The sequence below is a fragment of the Paenibacillus sp. WG02 genome (assembly GCF_055396115.1).
In genome coordinates, this window is record NZ_AP036016.1 from 1,966,962 (window position 1) to 1,993,031 (window position 26,070).

Annotated in this window: 24 protein-coding genes; 19 read left to right on the top strand and 5 right to left on the bottom strand. The window is 44.5% G+C overall.

Annotated features, from left to right (window positions below):
• The first annotated feature begins 158 nt into the window (after window positions 1-158).
• From ACBP55_RS09330 to ACBP55_RS09375, 10 genes are all read left to right on the top strand, one after another.
• Window positions 159-509 carry a post-transcriptional regulator gene (locus ACBP55_RS09330; RefSeq protein ID WP_464651014.1) on the top strand — a complete coding sequence of 117 codons (351 nt, stop codon included), beginning with the start codon at window positions 159-161 and terminating at the stop codon, window positions 507-509.
• 100 nt (window positions 510-609) lie between these two features.
• Window positions 610-1,842 carry a protein translocase subunit SecD gene (gene secD / locus ACBP55_RS09335; RefSeq protein WP_464653270.1) on the top strand — a complete coding sequence of 411 codons (1,233 nt, stop codon included), beginning with the start codon at window positions 610-612 and terminating at the stop codon, window positions 1,840-1,842.
• Entirely contained in the window at window positions 1,832-2,758 is a 927-nt protein-coding gene (secF, locus tag ACBP55_RS09340) for a protein translocase subunit SecF (RefSeq protein WP_464651016.1), read from the top strand. Before secD ends, secF begins: the two co-directional genes overlap by 11 nt.
• Before the next feature lie 65 nt (window positions 2,759-2,823).
• Window positions 2,824-3,777, top strand: a complete 954-nt coding sequence (locus tag ACBP55_RS09345; RefSeq protein ID WP_464651017.1) for a cation diffusion facilitator family transporter — start codon at window positions 2,824-2,826, stop codon at window positions 3,775-3,777.
• Window positions 3,778-3,900: 123 nt separating this feature from the next.
• Window positions 3,901-6,348, top strand: a complete 2,448-nt coding sequence (gene recJ, locus ACBP55_RS09350; RefSeq protein WP_464651019.1) for a single-stranded-DNA-specific exonuclease RecJ — start codon at window positions 3,901-3,903, stop codon at window positions 6,346-6,348.
• Window positions 6,345-6,857, top strand: a complete 513-nt coding sequence (locus ACBP55_RS09355) for an adenine phosphoribosyltransferase (protein ID WP_029196918.1) — start codon at window positions 6,345-6,347, stop codon at window positions 6,855-6,857. The genes recJ and ACBP55_RS09355 overlap by 4 nt, the downstream gene beginning before the upstream one ends.
• A gap of 196 nt (window positions 6,858-7,053) precedes the next feature.
• Window positions 7,054-9,240 carry a RelA/SpoT family protein gene (locus ACBP55_RS09360; protein ID WP_464653271.1) on the top strand — a complete coding sequence of 729 codons (2,187 nt, stop codon included), beginning with the start codon at window positions 7,054-7,056 and terminating at the stop codon, window positions 9,238-9,240.
• A 35-nt stretch (window positions 9,241-9,275) separates the two neighbouring features.
• Complete coding sequence (gene dtd, locus ACBP55_RS09365; RefSeq protein ID WP_464651020.1) at window positions 9,276-9,716, top strand: D-aminoacyl-tRNA deacylase; 441 nt, start codon at window positions 9,276-9,278, stop codon at window positions 9,714-9,716.
• Window positions 9,717-9,790: 74 nt separating this feature from the next.
• Window positions 9,791-9,964, top strand: a complete 174-nt coding sequence (locus ACBP55_RS09370) for a hypothetical protein (protein ID WP_154669611.1) — start codon at window positions 9,791-9,793, stop codon at window positions 9,962-9,964.
• A 205-nt stretch (window positions 9,965-10,169) separates the two neighbouring features.
• Complete coding sequence (locus tag ACBP55_RS09375) at window positions 10,170-12,125, top strand: FAD-dependent oxidoreductase (RefSeq protein WP_464651022.1); 1,956 nt, start codon at window positions 10,170-10,172, stop codon at window positions 12,123-12,125.
• A 110-nt stretch (window positions 12,126-12,235) separates the two neighbouring features.
• Here the strand turns inward: ACBP55_RS09375 and ACBP55_RS09380 are convergent, their stop codons facing one another.
• On the bottom strand, window positions 12,236-12,532 hold the full coding sequence (locus tag ACBP55_RS09380) for a hypothetical protein (protein WP_464651024.1): 297 nt from the start codon (window positions 12,530-12,532) through the stop codon (window positions 12,236-12,238).
• 292 nt (window positions 12,533-12,824) lie between these two features.
• On the bottom strand, window positions 12,825-13,217 hold the full coding sequence (locus tag ACBP55_RS09385; RefSeq protein WP_464651025.1) for a DoxX family protein: 393 nt from the start codon (window positions 13,215-13,217) through the stop codon (window positions 12,825-12,827).
• Between the two features lie 122 nt (window positions 13,218-13,339).
• Here ACBP55_RS09385 and ACBP55_RS09390 point away from each other — a divergent pair, with 122 nt between their 5' ends.
• The 7 genes from ACBP55_RS09390 to ACBP55_RS09420 all read left to right on the top strand — a co-directional run bounded on the left by ACBP55_RS09390 (window position 13,340) and on the right by ACBP55_RS09420 (window position 21,732).
• Entirely contained in the window at window positions 13,340-13,645 is a 306-nt protein-coding gene (locus ACBP55_RS09390) for a winged helix-turn-helix transcriptional regulator (protein WP_029196913.1), read from the top strand.
• Between the two features lie 447 nt (window positions 13,646-14,092).
• Entirely contained in the window at window positions 14,093-15,358 is a 1,266-nt protein-coding gene (gene hisS, locus ACBP55_RS09395; protein ID WP_464651027.1) for a histidine--tRNA ligase, read from the top strand.
• A 65-nt stretch (window positions 15,359-15,423) separates the two neighbouring features.
• Complete coding sequence (gene aspS / locus ACBP55_RS09400) at window positions 15,424-17,205, top strand: aspartate--tRNA ligase (protein WP_464651028.1); 1,782 nt, start codon at window positions 15,424-15,426, stop codon at window positions 17,203-17,205.
• A gap of 24 nt (window positions 17,206-17,229) precedes the next feature.
• Window positions 17,230-17,985 carry a tRNA threonylcarbamoyladenosine dehydratase gene (locus ACBP55_RS09405; protein WP_029196910.1) on the top strand — a complete coding sequence of 252 codons (756 nt, stop codon included), beginning with the start codon at window positions 17,230-17,232 and terminating at the stop codon, window positions 17,983-17,985.
• Between the two features lie 214 nt (window positions 17,986-18,199).
• Window positions 18,200-18,739 (top strand): PadR family transcriptional regulator, encoded by a 540-nt coding sequence (locus tag ACBP55_RS09410; protein WP_464651030.1) that lies wholly within the window; start codon window positions 18,200-18,202, stop codon window positions 18,737-18,739.
• 7 nt (window positions 18,740-18,746) lie between these two features.
• A complete protein-coding gene (locus tag ACBP55_RS09415) occupies window positions 18,747-20,282 on the top strand; it encodes an MFS transporter (protein ID WP_464651031.1) in 1,536 nt (511 codons plus the stop codon).
• Between the two features lie 130 nt (window positions 20,283-20,412).
• Window positions 20,413-21,732 (top strand): replication-associated recombination protein A, encoded by a 1,320-nt coding sequence (locus ACBP55_RS09420; RefSeq protein WP_464651033.1) that lies wholly within the window; start codon window positions 20,413-20,415, stop codon window positions 21,730-21,732.
• Here the strand turns inward: ACBP55_RS09420 and ACBP55_RS09425 are convergent.
• The 3 genes from ACBP55_RS09425 to mnmA form a co-directional block, all read right to left on the bottom strand.
• Window positions 21,727-22,128, bottom strand: coding sequence for a DUF3889 domain-containing protein (locus ACBP55_RS09425; protein WP_464651035.1), 402 nt, complete (start codon window positions 22,126-22,128; stop codon window positions 21,727-21,729). The two genes, ACBP55_RS09420 and ACBP55_RS09425, sit on opposite strands and share 6 nt — an antisense overlap.
• A gap of 213 nt (window positions 22,129-22,341) precedes the next feature.
• The gene (locus ACBP55_RS09430) at window positions 22,342-23,043 is read right to left on the bottom strand and encodes an AlkZ-related protein (RefSeq protein ID WP_464651036.1); all 702 of its coding nucleotides are present in this window, start codon (window positions 23,041-23,043) and stop codon (window positions 22,342-22,344) included.
• Between the two features lie 30 nt (window positions 23,044-23,073).
• Window positions 23,074-24,162: a tRNA 2-thiouridine(34) synthase MnmA gene (gene mnmA / locus ACBP55_RS09435; RefSeq protein ID WP_464651037.1), complete on the bottom strand. Its 1,089-nt coding sequence runs from the start codon at window positions 24,160-24,162 to the stop codon at window positions 23,074-23,076.
• Between the two features lie 311 nt (window positions 24,163-24,473).
• Here mnmA and cymR point away from each other — a divergent pair, with 311 nt between their 5' ends.
• A complete protein-coding gene (gene cymR, locus ACBP55_RS09440) occupies window positions 24,474-24,893 on the top strand; it encodes a cysteine metabolism transcriptional regulator CymR (protein WP_464651039.1) in 420 nt (139 codons plus the stop codon).
• Between the two features lie 9 nt (window positions 24,894-24,902).
• Window positions 24,903-26,051 (top strand): cysteine desulfurase family protein, encoded by a 1,149-nt coding sequence (locus tag ACBP55_RS09445; protein WP_464651041.1) that lies wholly within the window; start codon window positions 24,903-24,905, stop codon window positions 26,049-26,051.
• Window positions 26,052-26,070 lie beyond the last annotated feature (19 nt).

Below are 26,070 nucleotides of genomic sequence, written 5' to 3' on the forward strand. Positions count from 1 at the left end.
TCCCTCTTCCGATACGTGTCATATCCTATGACTATGCGCGGGCTGGCCAAGCTCATGCTAACATTTTGTGGACAGGTTGAGTTTGGCAGGAAAATGGTGGGTAAACAGCGAATTATTCGAATGAGTAAAGGTAAATCACACCTTAGGAGGTTCTCCCCATGAACGGAGAAGATAACGAGCAAGTACCTCATCATCCTGAGGACAAGAAGAATGAGCAGGCAGAGGCTAACGAGACAGCATCCATAGACTCTGAGGAAGAAGAGGTTTCTCTTACGGATATAGAACTTAATGAGCTTATCGAAAGCTTATGTTTAAGCAAAGTTGAAGAATTTATTATGCTTGGCTACGAACATGTGAGCGGGAAAGATATATGGGATTGCGTTAGCGACAAATACCGCAAAACGGGTGTCCCTTCACTCCATCAAATCGTAAATGACATTTTGTCGCTCAAATCAACGGCGTTCATGAACTGGATGACGATTAGTATGTATAGAGGAGCCCAATTCTAAGAATGGGCTTATTTTTTCGTGAAACGACTTAAATTGACTCGATTTTCAGACCTGAGTATAATAGGCATATTGAGTATGGAAGGGAGACAAGCAATAGATGGTGGATTGGAAAAGAATATCGTTCTTTTTTCTAACGGTTGTTATTGTTCTCGGAGCGATCGGAGTAACAAGCCCTAGTCTTGTAGAACGAATTAAGCTTGGATTGGATTTAAAAGGCGGGTTTGAAATTTTATACACCGCAGAGCCTTTGGCAGCTGGTGCACCATTGACGAAGGAAACGCTTAAGCAAGCAGCAGAGAGTCTTGCGAAACGAGCTGACAAACTTGGTGTAGCCGAACCTGAGGTTTATCCGGAAGGATCGGATCGCATTCGTGTACGTCTTGCGGGTGTGAAAAATGAAGAAGAAGTTAGAGGCTTAATGTCTAAGCCTTCAGTTCTTACCTTTAGAGGTCCGGATGGAACGGTTTATATGAATGGAACGGATTTCGTAGAAAATGCGGCTAAATTAAGCTACGATCCGAATACAAAGCAACCGATTGTCGAAATCAAGATGAAAAGCAGAGAGAAGTTTAAAGAAGTAACGACCAAGCTTACTGGCAGTACATTATCCATTTATTTGGATGATGAAGTAAAGTCGACAGCATCTGTTAATTTTCCTATTGACAGTGATTCGGCGATTATTACACAAACGAGTGTAGTCGAAGCAACGAATGTAGCCAAGATGATTAACTTGGGTGCGATGCCATTGAAATTAACAGAGAAATATATTCAGCGTGTGGATGCCACTTTAGGTACAGCGTCGCTGCACCAAACGGCTAGAGCTGGTTTGATTGCTTCGATCTTAATCTTCATCTTCATGGTACTGTATTACCGTGCACCAGGCCTTGTGGCTGCCTTTACACTGATTACATATGTATGGGTTTTACTGGCTATATTCGACTTTATGAATGCAACACTGACGCTGCCAGGTATTGCGGCCCTTGTCTTAGGAGCTGGTATGGCGGTTGATGCGAACATTATTACTTATGAAAGAATTCGTGAGGAAATACGTGCCGGCAAGAGCATTCTTTCATCTTTGAAATCAGGTTCGAAACACTCTTTCCGTACAATTATGGATGCTAACGTAACGAATTTGATTGCCGGTATTGTTCTGTATTACGTCGGAAACGGCGCAATTCGCGGATTCGCGGTTATTACGATGATGAGTATTATTATCAGTATCTTAACGAACGTATTGTTCTCCAGATGGCTGCTGCATCTTATCATACGGGGCAACTTGCTGAAAAAGCCAAGTTATTTCGGTGTGAAGGAGGCAGACATTCGTGGACTCTAAGAAAAAGTTTGATTTTGTAAAAAACCGCAATAAATTTTTTGTCGTTTCGATTGCTCTACTTGTGATTGGACTAGCCGTTATGCTGTTCTCTGGCATGAACTTCGGTGTTGATTTTAAGGCAGGAACGAATATTGATCTTGTCGTTGGCAAACAACTAGACAAGGTCAAGGTTGAAGAGATCTTGCATACTCTTACTACGAATGGGGATTTAAAATCGAACTTTGCGGATCCAACAATCGGCGGTAACAACAGTGATCGTGTCTCCATTCGATTCGATGATGTTCTGAATGATGATACGGTAAATAAGATCCAAAAAGCCTTCGCAACCACTTATGGTACGGAGGTTTCCAAAGAAATCAACACAGTTGATCCACAATTAGCGAAGGAACTGTTGCTTAAAGCGGTATATGCCGTTGCCATTTCCAGCGTGCTGATTTGTTTGTATGTAAGTATTCGTTTCGAATGGCGCTTTGCCGTAGCAGCGATTATTGCCATACTTCATGATGCTTTTATGGTTATCGCTATGTTCGCGATCTTCCGCTTTGAAGTGAACTTACCGTTCCTAGCGGCAGTTTTGACCACAATCGGTTATTCCATCAATGATAAAATCGTTATTTTTGACCGTATTCGTGAAAATCTGCGATTTGCTAAACTCAAAACGGACGAAGATCTCGTTGCATTGGTCAACGATAGTATCTGGCAGACGATGGCGCGTAATATCAATACCGTATTAGTGGTATTGTTAGCCGCAGGCTGTTTGTATATTTTCGGCAGTGAGTCCATTAAACTTTTCGCACTTGCGAAATTAATCGGGTTAACAAGTGGAGCTTATTCGTCTGTTTTCATTGCATGTTCACTATGGTATTTATTGAAAAGAAAAACTTTGCGTAGTTCTAAAAAGAAAGCTGCAGCGTAATAACCATAATAACCGGCCGCGTGAATGTTGCGCGGCCTTTGTATCCGTTCAGGGGGAGTGTCCGCGTGATTGACGAGCGTTTTCAAAAGACAGAACTCACTGTCTGGGTAGGTATTGCCGGCAATGTAGCTCTTGCCTGTCTCAAGGTTATTGTTGGGTTTATGTCGCAGAGTAAAGCACTTCTCGCTGACGCGGTACATTCAGCATCTGAGACAGTAAGTTCTGTTGAAGCATTAATTAAATTAAGAACAGTAGAAGCGGTGCCTCAAGAAGCTTACCCTAATCGTCAAGATAAGAAGGTATCTATCACTTCTGTTCTGCTGTCGATTGTTATTTTAGTCCTAGGTGTTGAACTGGGGATCTCTACCATAAAATCCCTATGGGTCGACGTAGAGCATGCTCCTAAGGTGTATGCGCTTGTTGCAATTGGGATTTCGCTCTTGGTGAAAGAGATATTGTTTCAATATACATACAGGTTAGGCAAGCGTTTAGGATCACAGGAATTAATTGCTAATAGCTGGGGACACCGTTCCGATATATACTCTTCTATTGTAGCTCTTATTGGTGTGTTAGGTGCTTTAACGGGCAATTACCTAAAGCTATCTTTTCTTTATTATTTGGATGCACTTGCGGGATTATTTATTTCTTTTATGGTGTTGAAGATGGGGTATTCCTTACTTAAGGAAGCCTTACATACGAAAAAGGATTATGTCCTGCTGCAAGAAGACGCCGCTGAACTGATTGCTGCCGTACAGATGATTAAAGGTGTAATAACCGTTGATGACTTGCAGGCAAGGGAACATGGCCATTATGTCGTTGTCGATATCAAAATTAGCGTGAACCCAAGGGTATCTGTATGGGAAGGGCATGAAGTCTCCAAAAAGATCAAACAGCAGTTGATGAAACGATTCCATCATGTTTCCGATGTTTTTGTTCAAGTAAACCCTTATGATGCAGGATATCCTTACAAAAATAATACGGATACCGAGTTAAATGAATTTCCATCCGTTATTCACTAAATAAGCGCATTGCAAAGCAAAACGCTAAGACTATGCTTATGAAGAAAGTTTTCCATACGGAAAACTCAGTAACGCTTACGAAGTTAGTTTTCCTTTTGGAAAACTCTAAGGAGGACACACCGAGTGCTAGCACCGAAGGCAAGATGGAGCATAGGAAATGCGGATGAAATGCTCGTTGAAACATTTGCGCGCGAGCTGCAGATAGACCCGCTCGTTGCCAGGCTGCTTGTTCTTCGAGATATACGCACTGTGCCAGATGCTGAGCAATTCTTGCATGGCGGAGTCCACTATTATTTTGACCCGTATCTGCTTGACGGGATGCTCCCAGCTGTAGAACGCATCCGAAAGGCTCTTCAGAACGATGAATTCATACGTGTCTATGGTGATTACGATGCAGATGGTGTAAGCAGTACTTCATTGATGGCTCATTTGTTAAAAGGGCTAGGCGCTCGTTTCGATACGTATATCCCTCATCGCATTCGAGAAGGCTATGGGCTGAATCGTTCTGCGATCGAATTAGCCAAAGAGCAAGGCGTCAAGCTATTAATCACCGTTGACACCGGCATTAGTGCCGTTCAAGAAATAGCCTATTGTCAGGAATTAGGCCTAGATATTATCGTAACGGATCATCATGAGCCTCCTGAGATTCTGCCTCAAGCTTTAGCCGTTATTAACCCGAAGAAGCCAGGCTGCCCTTACCCGTACAAACATCTTGCAGGTGTTGGCGTTGCATTTAAGCTGGCCCATGCTTTATTAGATCGATTGCCTGAAGAATTGTTGGAGTTTGCAGCGCTCGGGACGGTTGCGGATTTGATGCCTCTCACGGGTGAGAATCGCTTAATTGTGAAGCAAGGGCTGCAACGTATGCAGGATTCTAGTTACGCAGGATTTCGTTCACTCATCGGTGTTTCCGGTATTGAAAATAAAGAAGTGACTGCATCTCACATTGGCTTCTCGCTGGCGCCTAGAATTAATGCAAGCGGCCGATTGGAAGCCGCAGATATTGCGGTGAAGCTGCTCACAACATCGGATGAGAAAGAAGCAGAGCAAATTGCCTTTGAACTGGATATGCTTAATAAGGAACGTCAACTTATCGTTGAGGACATGGTGAAAGAAGCTTTTGTTCTAGCTGAACAGCAGCAAGCCAAGGGTTTAGATAAAGTGATAGTTGTCGCTAAGGAACAGTGGAACGTCGGTGTTGTAGGAATTGTCGCCTCCAAGATCGTAGAGAAATTTTACCGTCCAACCTTAGTGCTAAGTATAGATCCACAGACGGGTATGGCCAAAGGCTCTGCTCGCTCGATTGCCGGCTTTGATTTGCACAAAGCTCTAACGGCTTGTGAAGAGATGCTCGACCATTATGGCGGCCATCAAGCGGCTGCGGGTATGAGTTTACATAGCAGCCATCTGGAGGCATTTACTCATAAGCTAAACGATCTAGCAGCTGCTGCCCTAACAGAACAGGATTTCATCCCGCTTCTGAAAGCAGATGCTGCGTGCAGCTTGGCCGATGTTCCGATTGCAAGTATTGAACAATTAGAGAAGCTTGCGCCTTTCGGTATGGGCAATCCTGCGCCGAGGTTCATGTTCACCGATTTATCGCTCGCTGATATCCGGACGATGGGCAAGGAGAAACAGCATCTCAAGCTAGCTCTCTCCCAGATGAAGGAAGAAGTAAGCTGCTCGGTGGAAGCTGTTGGTTTCGGCAAAGGAAGCTTGGCTGGTTTGATCGCTCCTGCCGCTAAAGTTGATGTGCTAGGAGAACTTTCAATCAACGAGTGGAACGGTGTGCGGAAGCCTCAAATCATGATGCAGGATTTTCGAATAACGCACATGCAGCTGTTTGATTGGCGTGGTGCAGGTCAATTGAGCACTAAGCTGAGCGTTCTTCAGAACACGATCGCTGCGGGGAATGGTAACCGCACATTCATGCCAGCTATCATTCTGTTCGACGAAGCAGATGCAGCATTGTTCACTTCAACAGCGTTTCAACTAGGTGATTCAGTGCCTTATTGGGTCGTTCAAGATAATGAACAATTAAGGCCAGGTAACGAATTAGCCAGACAATTGGAATTTGCTAACATGCAGGATATTATCTTGTACACGATCCCGCGAAGCGTTGCTAGCTTGCAAAGTGTCATTCATCAAGCCAGTGGAATGATGCGCTGTTATCCAGTATTTGCAGAGCTTGGGCCTGACAGCGGCAGTACCCTGCCATCTCGAGGCATGTTTAAAATGCTGTATGGCACTTTGCAAAAAGAAGGATCGCTGAATGTTCAGGATGTACGATTAATGACCTCGTTTAGTAAACGATCAGGGCTTTCTCCTGCAATGATTCAATTTATTTTATCCGTTTTTGAGGAGCTTGGTTTTGTTGAAAAACAAGGCGGTTTCGTTAAACTGCATGCGTCACCGGCAAAGAGAGATCTAACAGCATCTCGCTTGTATCAACATAGATTGCATCGCCAGGAAGTTGAATCCATTGTCATGTACTCCTCAGCCAAAGAGCTGGAGGAATGGATTGCTGATCAATTAAAAAAAGAAAATCACATTTTGGAGGAAATTATATGAATTTCAAAGAACACATTCGTGTTATCCCGGACTTTCCACAACCAGGCATTCGTTTCAAGGACATCACAACGTTATTGCAAAATGGGCCGGTTTATAGAGAAGCTATCGATCAAATGAAAGCATTAATTAAAGAGAAACAAATCGATGTTATTGCGGGCCCAGAAGCTCGTGGCTTCGTTATTGGCGCTCCGCTCGCTTATTCACTTGGCATAGGCTTTATTCCAATTCGTAAAAGTGGCAAATTGCCTGGCGAGACGATTGAGGCTGACTATGCTCTTGAATATGGCAAGGATAAATTAGCTATGCATAAAGATGCTATTAAACCAGGTCAAAAGGTACTGATTGCGGATGATTTACTTGCAACAGGTGGAACGATTCAAACATCGATCGACTTGATTAAGCAGCTTGGTGGAGAAGTTGTAGGGGCTGCATTCTTAATTGAGTTATCCTACTTGGACGGAAGAAGTAAGTTTAATGGGATTGACGTCGTTTCCTTAGTTCAATATTAAAATTGAATCATTAAGCCCAGAATCGAATGTTAGTATTCGATTCTTTTTTATACAGTGAAAGCAAATATTGAGGAATACTTTCATAGAATTGCTAGAAAATGCCGCTTTTTGTCGAATGCATGGAGCGAACAGTTGACGTGGAGCCTGCCTTGCAGGCATAATGAATAAAAATCGATTAAAGGGAATGGGTAGATGCATGGGTATAGAGCAGCTGCTGGAGAAGGCCGCCACCTATCTGAAAGAGAATGATTTGCAGAGGATTAGGGAGGCCTATGAATTCGCGGATGAAGCCCATCATGGCCAAGTGCGCAAATCAGGTGAGCCCTATATTCTGCATCCACTCGCTGTTGCAGATATATTGGTGAACATGCAGATGGATGTCACATCCGTGATTGCTGCGCTTCTGCATGATGTCGTTGAAGATACAACAGTTTCACTGGAAACTGTTCTAGATAAATTCGGTAAAACTTGCGCGATGCTTGTGGATGGCTTGACTAAGCTGGAACGGATCAAGTTTAAGTCCAAAGAGGAGCAGCAGAACGAGAATTACCGCAAAATGTTTGTCGCGATGGCGCAGGATATTCGCGTAATTCTCATTAAACTGGCCGACCGTTTGCACAATATGCGCACATTGAAGTACCAGTCCGAAGAGAGCCAGCGCCGTATTGCGGAGGAAACGCTGGAGATTTTCTGTCCGATTGCTCACCGGCTCGGTATTTCTACGATTAAGTGGGAAATGGAAGATATTGCCCTCCGTTATTTGAATCCGCAGCAGTATTACCGGATCGTTAACCTCATGCAGAAGAAGCGTACAGAGCGTGAGCAATATATTGAGGACGTTATTCACAGCATCAAAGAAAAGCTGGATGAAATGGGCATTCAGGGAGATATTTCCGGAAGACCTAAGCACCTATACAGTATTTATAAAAAGATGAGCTCCCGCGGCAAGCAATTCAATGAAATTTATGATCTCATGGCACTTCGTGTTATTGTCGATGGCATCAAGGACTGCTACGCTTCTTTAGGTATTATTCATACCTTGTGGAAACCAATGCCTGGCCGTTTTAAAGATTATATCGCGATGCCGAAGCCGAATATGTATCAGTCTTTGCACACGACGGTGATTGGTCCTAAGGGAGAGCCGTTAGAAGTACAGATTCGCACATGGGAGATGCATAGGACGTCAGAGTTTGGTATCGCTGCGCATTGGGTCTATAAAGAAGGCGGATCTGTTGTACCTTCGGGCACTTTTGAGGATAAAATGAGCTGGTTCCGTGAAATTCTGGAGCTTCAGCACGAGACCAATGACGCTTCTGAATTTATGGAATCCATGAAGATGGATTTCTTCTCAGACCTTGTTTTCGTCTTTACGCCAAAAGGGGAAGTGATCGAGCTTCCTGCCGGTTCCGTGCCGCTAGACTTTGCGTATCGCATCCATACTGAAGTTGGCAATCGTACAATTGGTGCTAAAGTAAATTCCCGGATCGTTCCCTTGGACCACAAGTTGAAAACGGGAGATATAATTGAAATTCTGACTTCTAAGCATTCCTACGGACCTAGTCAGGATTGGATTAAAATCGCACAATCCTCCCACGCTCGAAGTAAGATCAAGCAATGGTTTAAGAAAGAGAAGCGTGAAGAGAACGTCGAAAAAGGGAAAGACATGATTGAGCGCGAGCTCAAACGATTGGCGATCGATCCTCCGACGTTGATGAGCGACGATAAAATGCTTGAAGCCGCTAAGAAATTTAATTTTAGCGATATTGAAGATATGCTGTCAGCCGTTGGCTTTGGCGGTATTACAGCTGCACAAATATGTACGAAGTTAACGGAGAAGCTGCGTAAGGAAGCCGAAGAAGCGCAGGTGCTGAAGCTGACTAGTGAGGTCAAGGAGGTCAAGGCGCCGACATCATCTGAGCGCAAAAGCCGTCCAACCAACGGTGTCCGTGTCAAAGGCGTCGACAACCTGCTTGTCCGCTTCGCTCGCTGCTGCAATCCGGTACCTGGCGATCTGATTATTGGATACATCACAAGAGGCCGAGGCGTGTCGGTGCATCGTTCTGATTGTACAAACATTCCTACGAGTATGGGAGAAGAGGAACGGGTCATTGAGGTCGATTGGGCCGAAGCGGTTGAATCCAATTTCAATGTCGAGATTGAAATCACGGGTCATGACCGCCGTGGATTCTTAAACGAAGTACTCCAGGCTGTTTCAGAAAGCAAAACGATGCTTTCAGCAGTATCAGGGCGATCCGATAAGAACAAGATGGCTACGATTCATATGACCATTTTAATCAAAAATATAGACCATCTGCAGTCCGTTGTTGAGAAAGTTAAACGTGTCAAAGATGTTTATTCCGTTCAGCGTATAATGCAAAGCTAGCCGATGTTATATAGTTAAGGAGATTAAGGTAGGCAATGAGAATAGTTGTACAACGTTGTAAACGTGCCGAAGTAAGTGTCAATAATACAACCATTGGTCGTATTGAACAGGGATTGATGCTCCTAGTCGGAATTACCCATGACGATACTGAGCAGGATGCGAAGTATTTGGCGGATAAAGTGGTTGGGCTGCGTATTTTTGAAGATGAAACCGGCAAAATGAATCTTTCCGTACTGGAGACGGGAGGACAAATTTTATCCGTTTCGCAGTTTACCTTGTATGGCGATTGCCGCAAAGGAAAGCGGCCCAACTTCATGTCAGCGGCAAGACCAGAGCTTGCTGAGCCGCTATATGATAAGTTTAATGAGCTGTTAAGGTCTCTAGGCCTACACGTGGAAACGGGTGCTTTTGGCGAAATGATGGATGTATCTTTGACGAATTGGGGACCTGTTACGTTGGTTATCGACAGCAAATAGGTTGCTCTGAAGGATAATAAACTAGCTGACTGGTTATACTTAATGTGTATATACTAGCGGTTAGGAGCACCCAGATGCGTCAATCGATCAAACACAGAGCCATGACGGCACCAGAGCAGCAACTGCTCCATACCACACTTGCTGAGCGGATGAGTCAAGCACCAGCGCTCGCGGATGTAGAAATTAGTGCAGAATTCACATCTGAACAAGAAAAAATGAAAAGCATTCCCAAAAAATCCTATCGGTAACCATAAAGCCACGCATGCTGTTCGTTCAGCCATGCGCGGCTTTATTTGTTAAATTCCGCAATATTTCTCTACACGATCGAAATGTGGTAAACTAACATGTGATGTTTTTTGGCTAGAAATTAATCAACTGCTCCGAAGAAACTTATCAAACCTATACCTGGTAAGCGTATAAAAAGCAGGAGACAAGGTGGGTGCTTTCGTTCCAATGGCAAATTCGAATCGTAACAATTCCACATCCAAAGGATGGCTTTGGTTGATGGGGACATTGATTGTACTTGCGGTGCTCGCAGCAATTGCATCTCTATACTATCAATATAAACACCTTTCACACGGTGAACATAGCTCAGTTAAGCAAGCTATTCAAGAAGTGAAATCAGTAAAGAAAGCCAAAGATGCGTACGACGTCATTGTCGTGGGTACGGACCCTGAGGGGGTTGCTGCTGCCGTTTCGGCTGCTCGCAATGGACTCAGTACGTTGCTCGTTGACGGCCGGAATCGGACTATGTTGGGTGGTTTGATGACGCATGGTGGTCTTAATACAATTGATATGAACTATGCGCCCAAAACGAATCCGCTCAGCAAACATGAGGTGCTTAACAAGGGCTTTTTCTCAGAGTGGTACAGTAAAATCGAAGGTGATTCCTTCGATGTTAATACAGCTGCTAATGCTTTCTACGATATGGTTCGTGCGGAGAAAAATATAGATATTTTATTGCACATGCAAAAAATAGATCCTATTCTTGATTCGTCAGGTTCAGGAAATGCGAAGGTACAAGGCGTTATACTTACTTTGTCAGATGGAACCAAACAAACGGTGAAATCAGCTTCTGTCATCGATGCCACACAAGATGCTGATTTTGCAGCTGCGGCAGGTGTTCCTTTTACATTTGGTCGAGAAGATTTGGGTGATCCTCAGTCAAGAATGGCTGTTACACTTGTTTTTCGTCTTAAAAACATTACTCCAGAAGTATGGAGTCTGATGGCAAAGCGTCTAAATGGAGACGATGATGTGAATTCTGGCGTTAATGAAGTTAGTGTCTGGGGTTATAAAGAAATGAGTAATTATCCAGCTCTTAATAAAGAACGTGCTAAAATGCGTGGCTTGAACATGGGAAGAGAGAACGATAATACTGTACTTGTGAACTCATTGCAAATATTTGGGGTAGATACGTTTAATCCGAAATCTGTTCAAGATGCTTTTGATATTGCTAATCAAGAATTACCGAATGTAGTTGCCTATATGCAGAAAACTTTCCCCGAGTTTGCGGGAGTGGAGCTAGCGGGGACTGCTTCTGAGTTATATGTGCGTGAAACACGGCATATACAGGGAGAATATCGAATGAACATAGTTGACGTATGTACGAATGGAGACCAATGGGACCGTATTGGTTTCGGTTCTTATCCCGTAGATATCCAACGTGTGACACCAAGCGATTCCGGTAACGTGGTATGTTCTCCGACACAGTACGCCATACCATTCCGCAGTATTGTACCGCTGAAAGTGGATGGACTCCTTGTTGTTGGTAGAGCGGCTAGTTACGATACGCTTCCGCACGGGAGTGCTCGAGTAATGCCAACTGGGATGGCTGAAGGTGAAGCGGCCGGGGCTGCTGCTATGCTCGCTAAGCAAGAAAAAATGACATTCCGTCAACTATCTGGCTCCAAAGAAGCGATTGCCAAATTGCAGGAGCATTTGATTAAACAAGGCATGGAGCTTCAGCCAATTGCGCTTAAGCCTCAACCTTTTATGGAGCATAAATCCTATGAAGGTTTGAAATCCGCACTTATGCTGGGCTTAGCTTCAGGTGCCTATGACAATAACTTTCACTTGGATGACGCGGCCAATCCAAAGCGGATGGTTAATCTCGTCAGCGGTGCGAGGAAAATGAAACCTGATGCCTGGGTCGGGGATGTCAATCAGGCTATAGTGAATCTGCAAAACGCAGATAAAATACCGCTGACACTAGAACAGGCCACTTATACAATCACACAAGCGTTAGGATTGAAAGCTGCCTCTACTGAAGCGCAATCCAAGTTAATGGAAAATAAGCTGCTCACGGAAGCAACCCTTAAACTTATTGCTGACAAGCAAAAGTTAACGAATGCAGACACGTATTTGCTAATTAAAGATTTAAAAGTTGGCCTAACAGGTAAGCCATAGAACAACAAATAAGAGCCTTAATGCCGCTAAAGATGTGGCATTAGGGCTCTTAACTTTTCGAAGCTAAGGAAGTTTTTGTTTTTGTGACTGCGCTTACATTCTTACCTTGTTTAGTCTGCGTCCGCAGCATCCTCTTCTGCTTGCACGGAATCTTCCGAATCTTCTTCGGCTGATTCTTCACTTTCCGCTTCGGCATCCTCCTCGGACACATCCTCAGCTTCTACTTCTTCCTCATCAGATGCTTCTTCTTCCGCTTCCTCGGCTTCAACCGACTCTTCAATGGCCTCTTCTTCGGCTGTTTCTTCAGCTACTTCTTCTTCTTGAACTTCGGCTTCGGTTTCAGAATCTTCAGAGAAGAGCACCACTAGATCTTGCCGTTCCTCTTGAAACTCGTTTTGTATTGTCATTGTTACAGCCTCCTGATGATAAATTCAAGGCCATCTGCCTTGTTGTACATGTATATGTGAAAATGGTCTGAATATACGGTGAAAATAAATGAAAATGATTGAAAATACGGAGAAATTGCTGTAATGAAATTGTAATTTAATTTTCATATCCCTTTAATCAAGAGCGGATATAATAAAAGTCGACCCCCTTTAAAATATATATTTATTTGAGGCCTGCAGCCCTTGTGCTGCAGGCTATTTTCTTTATACAAAAAAACCGTCACAGCATGAGCTGGACGGCTTAGCATTATTTTTACATCAAAGCATCTAAGGAATATTCACCGGCCCCGATAAGTGCAACACCAACGGCGATAGCGATCAGTGTTAAATTGTATTCAAAACCATTGGAAGTTACCCAGTAACCGTTTTTAGCATGTACTTTAATAATAGCACCAAGCATAATTAGTACGATAAGGGCAGCACCTATTGGGGTCCAAAGACCAGCGGCAAAGAGCAGCCCACCTGCAATTTCCGCCAAACCTGCAAGAACTGCCATGAGCACACCTGGTTTGATTCCAATAGAATCGAAGAAACCTCCCGTACCTTTAGGACCATAGCCACCGAACCATCCAAATACTTTTTGTGTACCGTGCGCCGCGAATGATAAACCGATCACTAAACGAATAATAAGAAGACCTAACGCCATTACTAACAACTCCTCATTTAATATATTTTGTTTAACAACTTACTTTATGTTAGTATATTATTACGAAGCACTTACTTTTGTCAAGCGACTATGCTAAAATTGTTTATAAGGAGATGATTTATATGGAAGACTATCAACTGTGTCCCAAATTCGAGAATGCTTTTGAACTTCTAGGAAAGCGTTGGACTGGATTAATAGTTCATGTCTTGCTTTCTGGACCGAAGCGCTTTAAAGATATATCAGTTCTCATCCCAAGTATGAGCGATCGCATGCTTTCGGAGAGATTCAAGGAGCTCGAGGCTGCGGAGATCATCATCCGTCATGTATACCCAGAAACGCCGGTTCGGATTGAGTATGAATTAACCCCAAAAGGAAAAGGTCTAAAACCCGTTATGGACGAGTTGCAAAAATGGGCGGACTTACATTAACTAATATAGTGGAGATATAGGAGGATTAGTACCTCTATCTCTTGACTTTGTATCTGCCAATGTTTACAATAAACAATAATGTAATTCGATTCTTTTGTGATCCGTTGAAGGGACAAAGTAAGTCGCCCCCACATTAGCAGAGAAGGAAGTCTAGGCTGCAAGCTTCCTATGATGAGCGAACGAAAAGACCTCCCCGAGGACGAGCTGGGAAATGCATATTGGCTGATGTCAACTTGCTTAGTAGCAGCTGTGCGTGTAGCGGGCGTTAACCGTAAAGAGCAGAATTCTGTTTCGGTGCCTATGGCAAACGATAGCAGCATTTCTGAATGTGGGTGGTACCACGGGTGAATTTGATAAATCAAATCTCTCGTCCCTGACGTTAGTCGGGGGTGAGAGATTTTTTTGTTGTTATTTGACAGGAACGACAGATAAGAGGAGGCCCAGCACATGAGCATACAAAAGCCAAAAGGCACACAAGATCTTCTTCCCGGTGAGGTGGAGAAGTGGCAGTACCTAGAGAGCAAAGCGAGAGACTTGTGCCAAAGATTTAATTACAAAGAGATTCGTACGCCGATATTTGAGGAAACCGATCTGTTCATTAGAGGCGTCGGAGAAACGACAGATATCGTAGGCAAAGAAATGTACACCTTTCTCGATAAAGGGGACCGCAGCATGACGCTTCGTCCTGAGGGAACAGCCGGTGTTGTTAGAGCTTATGTCGAGAATAAGCTTTACGGGATTCCGGATTTAACGAAGCTTTATTACGTAGGACCTATGTTTCGCTATGAGCAGCCACAAGCTGGGAGATATCGTCAGTTCCATCAGTTCGGCATTGAAGCTTTCGGGTCTGTTGATCCTAGCATTGATGCTGAAGTAATTGCTCTTGGGTATACGTTCTATAAAGAAATTGGTCTTAAGGAAGTAACAGTTGAAATTAACTCCGTAGGCACACCAGCGGTTAGAACGGTTTACCGTGAGAAACTGCAGGAGTTCTTCGCACCTGTGAAACATTTGCTTTGTAAAGATTGTCAGGCCCGATTTGATCGGAATCCGATGCGTATTCTTGATTGTAAAATAGATCAAAAGTATGGTGAAGGTGCTCCGGAAATTTTGGAGTATTTGGATGAAGAGTGCACGTCGCATTTCGCGCTGGTTCAAGAGCATTTAACAGCAATGGAAATCCCGTATCGGATTAATCCGCGCCTTGTTCGCGGTCTTGATTACTACACGCATACAGCTTTTGAGTACAAAGCAGCCGGGATCGGCGCGATTGATACGATCGGCGGAGGCGGACGCTACAATGGTCTAGTTGAGCAGATTGGCGGCCGTGGCACCGATCAGCCGGGAGTTGGTTTGGGGCTTGGCCTTGAGCGTATTCTGCTCGTACTGCAGGCACAAGGAGTCGAAATTCCGAAGCCAGAGCCGCTCGATGTATATTTGATAGGTCTAGGAGACGCGGCGGAGAAGGAAGTAACGAAGCTGCTCCACCAACTTAGAGTGCAAGGACTGAAAGCGGAGAAGGATTACCAAGGCCGTAAAATGAAGGCACAAATGAAATCAGCTGACCGCTTTCAAGCCACCTATGTGGCGATTCTTGGAGATGACGAATTGGTGCGCGGCGAAATTACGCTGAAGAAGATGGATACAGGCAGTCAATTGACTGTGAGTTTAGCCGATCTTGCTTCGAACGCTGCAAAGACACTTTTCGAATAGATAAACAAAAGGAGAGACTTTGAGCTCCGCGCTCAAAGATCCCTATATTAGGAGGAAAAATAATCATGATGCTCAAAACACATCATTGTGGGCAGCTTACTAAGGCTCAGGTAGGACAGACAGTAACACTAAACGGTTGGGTGCAAAGAAGACGTGACTTAGGTGGCGTTCTATTCATCGATCTACGCGATCGCAGCGGGCTTGTACAGACTGTATTTAACCCAGACTTCTCAGGGGATGCACTTGCCATTGCTGACCGCGCTCGTAATGAGTACGTGCTTGCTGTTAAAGGGAAAGTTGTAGAACGTGATGCCGAAACGGTTAACAAAAATATTACAACGGGTGAAATTGAGATTCAGGTAACTGAAATCGAAATTATGAATGCTGCCAAAACACCTCCGTTCTTCATCGAAGACGGCGTAGATGTGGATGAAGCCGTTCGTTTGAAATATCGTTATCTGGATCTGCGTCGTCCGGAAATGCAAAAAACATTAATGCTTCGCTCCAAAGCGTCCAAAGTATTCCGTAAATTCTTAGATGATCAAGGATTTGTTGAAGTTGAAACACCGATTTTGACGAAAAGCACACCGGAAGGCGCTCGCGATTACTTGGTGCCAAGCCGCGTGCATCCGGGCGAATTTTTCGCGCTTCCACAGTCCCCGCAAATCTTTAAACAATTGTTGATGGTTAGTGGTTTGGAGCGTTACTACCAAATCGCACGCTGTTTCCGCGATGAGGATCTTCGTGCAGACCGTCAGCCTGAATTTACACAAGTCGACATTGAGACTTCCTTCATTTCTCAGGATCAATTGCTTGAAATCTTGGAAGAACTCGTAGTCAAATTAATGCAGGAAACAGCTCAAGTCGAAATCCCGCGTCCATTCCAACGTATCACGTATGCGGATGCTATGGCGAAATATGGTTCGGATAAACCGGATCTACGTTTTGGTCTAGAACTTGAAGATGTTTCTGATATCGTTGAAACTTCAGGTGTTCAAGTGTTTGCAAACGTCGTTAAAGGCGGCGGTCAAGTAAAAGCTTTGAACGCTAAAGGTTGCGGCACATGGAGTCGTAAAGAAATCGATGACCTCTTGCCATTCGCAGCACGTTTTGGAGCCAAAGGCTTAGCTTGGATTCAAGTGAAAGACGGCGAATTCAAAGGGCCTATCGTTAAATTCTTCAATGAAGCTGAAATCGCTGCGTTAACAGAGCGTTTGGGCGCAGAAGAAGGGGATTTGCTTCTATTCTCCGCTGATAAGAAAAAAGTTGTTGCTGATGTACTAGGTAACCTACGTCTCAAAATCGGTCGTCAACTTGGCCTTATCGATGACTCGAAGTTCAAATATGCTTGGGTTGTGGACTTCCCACTTCTTGGGTACGACGAAGAAGCTAAACGTTATGTTGCTGAGCATCATCCGTTCACGCGTCCAAATGAAGAAGATATTCATTTCTTTGATACAGATCCAGGTCAAATTCGTGCGCAAGCTTACGATCTTGTCTTGAACGGATACGAAGTGGGTGGCGGTTCGATGCGTATTTACCAACGTGAAGTACAGGAGAAAATGTTCGGTGCGCTGGGCTTTTCCAAAGAAGAAGCTGTTGAGAAGTTCGGCTTCCTACTCGAAGCTTTTGAATATGGAACACCTCCGCACGGTGGATTTGCTTTTGGTTTCGACCGTTTGGTGATGCTGATCACTGGCCGCACGAACCTCAGAGAAACGATTGCATTCCCGAAAACGGCAAGCGCAACAGACTTGTTGACCGATGCACCGGGGACAGTAGACGACAAACAGCTTGAACAGCTGTCGATTCGCTTAGCGCTAAAGCAGCCTGCTGCTAAAGCCTAAGAACATAGAAGAGGAAGTGTTTCTATGCTTCACCAATTTTCACGAACTGAACTAGCGATTGGCCCTGAGGGGCTTGAGATCATGAAGAATAGCACAGTTGCCGTCCTTGGTATTGGCGGTGTAGGTTCAATCGCTGCTGAAGCACTAGCGCGTACAGGGGTTGGACGTCTTATTCTGATTGACAAAGATGTTGTCGACATCACGAATATTAACCGTCAGATTCATGCGCTTACGACAACAGTAGGTCAGCCAAAGGCCGACCTGATGCGCGATCGAATCAAATTGATTAATCCGGAATGCGATGTTATCGCGCTCCGGATGTTTTACACAGAGGAAACGTACGAGGAAGTATTCGCATATCCAATCGATTATGTGCTGGACGCGAGTGATACCATTTCCTACAAAATCCATCTCATTAAACAGTGTCTAGAGCGGAAGATTCCTATCGTATCCAGTATGGGTGCAGCTAACAAGATGGATCCATCACAGTTTAAAGTAGCGGATATCTCCAAAACGAGCATGGATCCAATTGCGCGTGTGGTGCGTCAAAAACTGCGTAAGGAAGGGATCAAAAAAGGCGTGAAGGTCGTATTTTCGACCGAAGAGCCGATGAAACCCCGCGAGGACGTAACGCAGCAAATCGTTCCTGCGAATGCGCCTGAAATTCGCAAGGCGAAACAACCGCCGGCAAGCAATGCTTTTGTTCCGCCTGTGGCTGGACTGATCATGGTGAGTGTGGCTGTGAAAGAACTATTGGAAATTGGTTTGAAGAAGAAATAGAAAAACGGACGTCCTTGAGAAGAGGGCATCCGTTTTTCTGTTTTATTATGCAAAGCCTAGGTGGCTCGGACGAAGCAAAAGGAACTACAAAGGTTAAATCAATGGATACTATATCGAATGATCATATATCAATCATTTATATGTTGACTCGATATATATAATCTGCTAAATTGTTAATAAAGAAGCACAACATGAAAGAAGGAGGACTTACAGCATGACTAGTCAGGATGTCATTTTAGGTCTTTTAATGAAGCGCAGTCTATCGGGATACGACATCAAGAATATGTTTGAGACCGTATTTTCCTATTTTTACAATGCCAGTTTTGGCACGATTTATCCTACGCTTAGCAAGATGGAGAAGGAAGGTCTCATTACGAAGGAAAATGTTATCCAAGAGGGAAGACCGAATAAGAATGTCTACTCCATCACGGAGGACGGCCAAAAGCATTTCAAAGCCTACATGTACAGCCCTATGCAAGCCAATGAATTCAAATCTGATGCGATGACTCGCTTGTTTTTTGGTGAATTTATTGAGGTCGAGGTCATTATTGAATATTTGGAAAATAGTGTATCGAGTACGAAAGATGATCTTGAGCATTTGAAGAAGATGTATGAGAACGGTAAGTCAAAGTCATTAATGTCTCAAACTCAGGAGCTTTGTATTCAAATTGGTATCGAAAATATGGAAAGTACGCTGCGAACATTAATGGCTGGAATAGAACGGTTGAGTCATTTAAAAATGGAAAAGGGGTAAAACGAAAGTGGGTAATAAAAAAACAGGTTTTATCATACTGGCAATGGCTTTAGGGCTGTTGATGTCTGCGCTTGATAATACAATTACGGCGGCTGCAATAAGTCATATCATAGGAGACATTAATGGTTTTGATAAGATTAGCTGGGTATTCACAGCTTATATGCTAGCGTCTACGAGCACGATGCTTGTTTTCGGAAAGTTGTCGGATATGTTTGGCAGAAAGCTCTTTTATTTGATTGGAATATCCATATTTTTGATCGGTTCGGCACTCTGCGGTACGGCCCAGGATATGACGCAGCTGATCGTATATAGAGCGATTCAAGGGATAGGGTCAGGAGCTATTTTTCCCATAAGTTTCACCATTATTTATACACTTTTTTCAGATCCCAAGCAGGGGGCTAAGCTATCAGGGGTTTTCGCTGGGATTTTCGGTCTTTCATCCGTAGCGGGACCGCAAATTGGTACATTACTCGCCGAAACTTGGGGTTGGCGCTGGTGTTTCTATGTTAATTTACCACTGGGTATACTATCGTTTTTCGTTTTACTTGTTGCTCTCAAGGAAACTCGTTCGACTCGTCGTCCGAAAATTGATTATTTAGGAACATTGTTACTCATTATTTCAACTGTTTCACTTATGCTTGCTTTAGAGTTCGGCGGTAAAGATTATTCATGGGCGTCCTGGCAAATTATTAGTCTGTTAGCTGTTGCTGTTGTTGTAGGCTTCTTGTTCATTATGGTTGAACGCAGGGCCCAAGAACCCATGCTGCCTTTACCCTTATTTAAAAACCGAATGGTTCTCGGCATGATGTTAGCTTGCCTCTGCCAAGGAGCGATCATGTTCTCGGCAATTGCTTACTTGCCTATTTTCTCAACTGCCGTACTAGGTCGGGCGAATTCAAATGTGCTTTTGACCCCGATGATGTTTTCTTTAATGGTGGGAGCAGTTTTGTTCGGTTTCCTTCAACGTTTCTTTAGCTTCCGTGCGGTTATTGCGTCCAGTATGATTACGGGTATTATCATTAGCTATTTGTTAACTGTAGTCAGTCATGACGCAAGTAATCTGTATATGATTACTCTTATGGCTATACTTGGCGTAGGGGCGATTGGTCCGTTAATGAGTGTTGCTCAGAATGCAGTTGCTCTCAGCGTAGATCATAAATATATCGGTGTCAGTTCCTCCATCATTGGCTTTTGGCGTAATATTGGAGGGGTTCTCGGGGCTTCGATTATGGCGACTGTCGTCAACACGAGATACAACAGTCTTATTCAAGGAGGCGCAGCCGAGCACAACATGCCTCTTAATCAATTATCGACTTTGGCTAATCCAGAACATTTGATCCGAGCTGGAGCCGCGCTCCCTAAGGAAACGATGGATTTCCTCCGAGATTCACTGGGGACTGCGATTAACCATGGTTTTATCATAAGTATCGTGTTCGGTATTGTCGGACTAACGGCTACATTCATAGCAGGACCTCTTCGTTTCACGGTACCTGTCCAGCGTCCGGAACCGCAGAATGAAAAGGCAACCCCTCAATCTATATAGATGGTTTCAAGAAGGATCCTCCTGGTTTCGTATCAGGGGGGTTCTTTTACTGACAAAACATGACATGATCTCGTATGAGGGTTATAATAGAGCTTATATCTTTCAATGCAAAGTAAAGGATAAATTACTTATGGACTTGTTTACATATGCTTCTTCACAAGAACCAGCAGGGAAGCTGTTAGCTGATCGCATGCGGCCAACAACACTTGATGACTATATTGGGCAGGAGCAAATCGTCGGAAAAGGAAAGCTGCTAAGACGTGCGATTGAGGCCGATCAGGTGACCTCGATCTTGCTCTATGGACCTCCGGGCACAGGAAAAACAACATTGGCCAACATCATAGCGAACCGAACACAAGGTGAGTTCATGAAGCTGAACGCCGTGGACGCTTCGGTCAAAGATGTGCGAGAGATTATCGAGCTAGCGAAGACCAATAAAGCGATGTACGGTCGTAAGACGACCTTGTTCTTGGACGAGGTGCATCGCTTCAACACCTCGCGGCAGGATGCGCTGCTCCCTGCGGTAGAGCAGGGCATCCTCATCTTCATCGGTGCGACGACAGAGAACCCGTTTCACCATGTGAACGGGGCTCTGCTGTCGCGCTCGACGCTGTTTCAGCTGGAGCCCCTCACGGCGGAGCATGCGCTCATCGCCATGCGAAGAGCCATCGCCGACCCCGTGAAGGGGCTCGGCTTCATGCGCCTCCACGTAGACGAGGAGGCGCTGGAGCACATTGCGCGGATGGCCAATGGAGACATCCGCCGTTCGCTTAACGCGCTGGAGCTTGCAGCGCTGACGACTTCGCCTGAACCGGATGGAACGGTTCAGATTACGCTCGAGGTGGCGGAAGAGTCAATCCGCCGCCCAATCGTGAAAGCGGACGAGTCGACGCAATACGACGTCTTGTCCGCTTTTCACAAGAGCGTGCGCGGCTCCAGCGACGCCGCGCTGTTCTGGTTCCTGTATGCCGTCGAGAAGCTCGGCATGGATCCTATGACGTTCCTACGCCGTCTAATCGTCGCCTGCAGCGAAGATATCGGCCTTGCCAATCCGCAGGCGATGGTGCAGTCCGTAACGGCCATGGATGCTTATCATAAGATTGGTTGGCCGGAATCCAAATACATCATTTCCCAGGCAATTTTATTCGCTGTGGAGAGTCCAAAGTCAAATTCGATACCGATGGCTATTTCTCGCGCGGAACAGTTGATGGACCAAGTGAAATCTGCGAATGTACCGCTTCATCTGCGTGATACGCACTATAAAGGTGCTGATCAGCTCGGGCATAAAGGCTATATGTATCCGCATAATTATCCTGGACACTATGTGAAGCAGCAGTACTTGCCTGACGAAATTCGAAATGAGATCATTTTTGCAGCTAGTGAGCAGGGGACAGAAGAAAAAATGAAGCTCAATCAGCATAAAAGAAGAGGGACATCTACTGGTTTATAAAATCGGTAGGTTCTCTCTTTTTTCTTGTTCCATATCGATTGTGAAAATTTTCTCCGTAATAGGATCGTATCGAATCGAAACAATCAGCGGAAATTCGACACCATGATCCCTTACCCAGAAGCGGAACTGCTGCTGCGCAACACCTGGTGCGACAGTGGAGCGCCCTAAATATTTATAATCTAATAAAGTATATAGTCTTCCAGCCTCTTGAAAGGCAAGACGGCTCCATTTGGCATATTCAGGGTCATGTACTGGCTTATGTTCTACTAAAATTTCTTCCAAAATCATCTCAGAACCGGTCTCGGAACTTGTCTCTATTCTTGTCTTTATACTTGCTTCTGTACTTGTTTCAGTACATGCTGTACCTGCTTCAGTACTTGGAATTCTTGCATGCAAACTTCCTGGACCAACCAACCCAAATAATGAGAAATACGGCTAAGATTCTACCCATTCACTCACACCTTTCGCGATTATCCTATGCTTAGAGTTAAGCCTGCATACTTGAAAGGTAAGCGGTAATTTCTACAAGAATGCCGTTTTATATGTTTGCTGGCGACAGCGCTGGCGAACAGAAATAGGAGCCCTGAGGGCTCCTATTAGTGATCATTTCTATAATTTAAAAACCTTACTCAAATAAACACCCGCGGCAGGACTAAATCGATCCTGAAGCAACGCTCGGAGTTGACTTTTCGCTTCCGGAGTTGGAAGTGTATTGGCCTTAATCCCATGAAGCTCCATCCAATGCTCGGCAGTCATATAGCAGGTGCTGTTCCAGCCGTTCTTGGTGCCATTGGCATTCAGGCGTTCACTTATACCAGCTATGACGATATCTGTTTTGCTTTGGAGTTCTATCAGAGCTCGGTCGAATTCATTTTTCGACTCCTTGGCTTTCATTCCGATTTTGGAACGAAGCTCCTTAACATCGATGCCTTCATTCTCTTGAACAGCTTGATAAAGCTCGACAGCTGATTTGGGAAGCTCCCCATCTGCGTAACGCTCCTCAACCGAATAAGGCTCGTCTAACAAATTCTTAACTAATGGAAAAAGCTCAGCAGAAATTAACATGGGCTTCTTTGCAAAAAAGCGGCCATAAGCGGCAATGCCGTCGCCAGGGAGACGATCTCGCCATAACCAAGGATCAGTATCTAGCCCGGTATGCCATTGTTCTTGCGAAGTTATAGATTCAAGTGAAGGATGATCTGGTATGAATGAAGAGAGAGGGAGAATACCGACCTCTTTCACGATCTTCGTAACATCCTCATAAGCAGCAGCTTTCCAACCAACCTCATTCACTTTAACCAATACAATCATCCTTTCTGTTCCTTTATCCGCCGATCAAACTTATTTATGAACCTTATCAATAACTCCGCCGCCTAAACACACGTCCCCATCATAGAAAACGACGGATTGACCTGGCGTTACGGCCTTTTGTGGTTTATCGAAGACAACTTCACATGTCCCATCCTCCATAAACGTAAGGACTACGCCTTGGTCTGGCTGACGGTAACGGAATTTGGCTGTGCAGGCATATGCGCCCAGAGGTCTGCTCGAAGATATCCAGTTCACATCTGTGGCTGTTAAGCCTTTAGAATATAATCCTGGGTATTGCTCACCTTGAACAACAAGCAGTTGGTTGCTTTCCAAATCTTTATCTACAACGAACCACGGCTCGCCTGAGCCTGAACCGCCAATACCAAGTCCTTGTCTTTGGCCAAGGGTGTAGTACATCAAGCCATCGTGACGGCCTTTGACTTCACCGTTACGAATATCGACCATATTGCCGGGTTTAGCAGGCAAGTATTGGCTGAGGAACTCTTTAAAATCTCGTTCGCCGATGAAGCAAATTCCTGTGCTGTCTTTTTTCTTAGCCGTGGCTAGACCTGCTGCTTCCGCAATTTCACGAACCTTTGGCTTCGGCAGGTGGCCTATCGGAAACATGGCTTTGGACAGCTGCTGCTGATTGAGGACGTTAAGGAAATACGTTTGATCTTTGTTAGCATCATTACCACGCAAAAGCACATATTCACCATCTTGCTCTTTCACTTGTGCATAGTGACCTGTTGCAATGTAGTCCCCGCCTAAATCAATGACTTTTTGAAGCAATTCCCCGAATTTAATTTCTCGGTTACACATTACATCCGGATTTGGCGTGCGGCCTTTGGTGTACTCGTCCAAGAAATAGGCGAAAACTTTGTCGTAATATTGCTTTTCGAAATTAACTGTATAGAAAGGGATGTCGAGCTGATCGCACACTCTTCTAACATCCTCTGCATCTTCTTCTGCGGTACAATGGCCGAACTCATCGGTATCGTCCCAATTTTTCATGAAAATGCCAATAACCTCGTAGCCCTGTTCCTTAAGCAACAGCGCGGCAACCGAAGAATCGACACCTCCGGACATTCCCAAAATGACACGTGTTTTTTTACTCATAGCTGTGAACCTCTTTTCTATCTTGTGGGACTTTATTTAAAACTCTTCCTATTATACCTCTCTATTGTTCAAAATTAAAATATTTCATGAGAATGTCATTGTTTTTCCCCCACAGAACAAGGAATTTATGATACCATATATACGATATACGGATGTTTAGGAATGTTTTTGCGAAAAATGGAAACGCTGTGTACCAAGATGGGGAAGACCAATTGCGTCTGAACGTGGATAATATAGATGGTAGGCAAACGAAGTTTTAGCAATATCGATCAGACTCCTTGATGGCATATAATGTTGAATGAGGTGTAACTTTGAAAATTTCTACAAAAGGCCGCTATGGTTTAACGATCATGATGGAGCTGGCCAATCGATTTGGTGAAGGACCGACTTCACTCAAAAGTATTGCCGAAAAGCATCAGCTTTCCGAGCATTATCTGGAACAACTTGTAGTTCCTCTTCGCAATGCAGGATTAGTCAAAAGTATTCGCGGCGCTTACGGTGGATATATTCTCTCAAAATCCGCTGAACTCGTAACGGCAGGCGAAGTTATTCGTGTATTAGAAGGACCGATTAGTCCTGTCGATTTTACGGAGGAAGATGATCCGGCTAAGCGTGATCTGTGGATTCGTATTCGCGATAGTATTGCGGACGTGCTAGATTCTACTACACTTGCGAACTTGATTTCTTTCGAAGATCAAGGCAAGAACGACAACTACATGTTTTACATTTAAGGGTGTCCTATGAATCCCATTTATCTTGATCATGCAGCAACTACACCCGTGCATCCTGAAGTATTGGAAGCGATGCTTCCCTTCTATACAGCCTTTTTTGGTAATCCTTCGAGTACTCACAGCTTCGGCAGAGCTACTAGAACCGCACTCAACCGGTTTCGTGATTCTATGGCGAAATCGTTCGGCTGTTTACCTGCTGAGCTTATTTTTACAAGCGGAGGGACCGAAAGCAATAACATGGCGATCTTCGGGATCATGACTGCGAACAAGGATGGCAAGAAGCATATCATTACGACGGAGATCGAACATCATGCTGTTTTGCATCCTTGTGAGCGATTGGAGAGCCTCGGATACGAGGTGACTTACCTTCCAGTAGGTCCGACCGGTCTTATTCAAATAGAAGATGTGGAAGCGGCTATCCGACCTGATACAGCACTCATTTCCATGATGTATGTGAATAATGAAGTGGGGACGATTCAACCGATCGAGCAAGTTGGTCAACTAGCGCGAAGTCGGCAAATTCCTTTTCATGTAGATGCGGTGCAAGCTTTAGGTAAATTGCCGCTGAATGTTCGTGAACTTCCTGTTGATTTAATGAGTTTCTCGGCTCATAAGATATACGGACCCAAAGGTGCAGGCGCCCTATATGTATCGAAGAACACGAGGTTGACACCTCACGTTTATGGAGGTGCTCAGGAGAGAAAGCGCCGCGCAGGTACGGAGAATGTAGCAGCAATTGCAGGCTTTGCCAAAGCTGTGGAAGTTACTCTCCCAATGATGGACAGCATGCAATCCAAAGTTACTGAGTTTCGAGGGCTTATGATAAATATACTTGAGCAGCAATTAGGCATGGATAGCTTTACGATTAATGGCCACAAGGAACAGTGTATCCCGCATATTCTGAACATCAGCTTTCCAGGTATCTCAACAGAAACACTTCTTATGAATCTTGATTTAGAAGAAGTAGCCGCTGCAAGTGGTTCTGCATGTACGTCAGGCTCACTTGAAGTATCGCATGTCTTACAAGCCATGAAGTTCCCAGAAAATGTTACAGCCTCCGCGGTTCGATTTAGCTTTGGAATGGGGAATTCTAAAGAACAAATCGAAACAGCTGCCCAGAAAATTGCAACCATTGTCAAACGGTTGCGTACTATATAGTACCGGGTGGTTCTAGGAG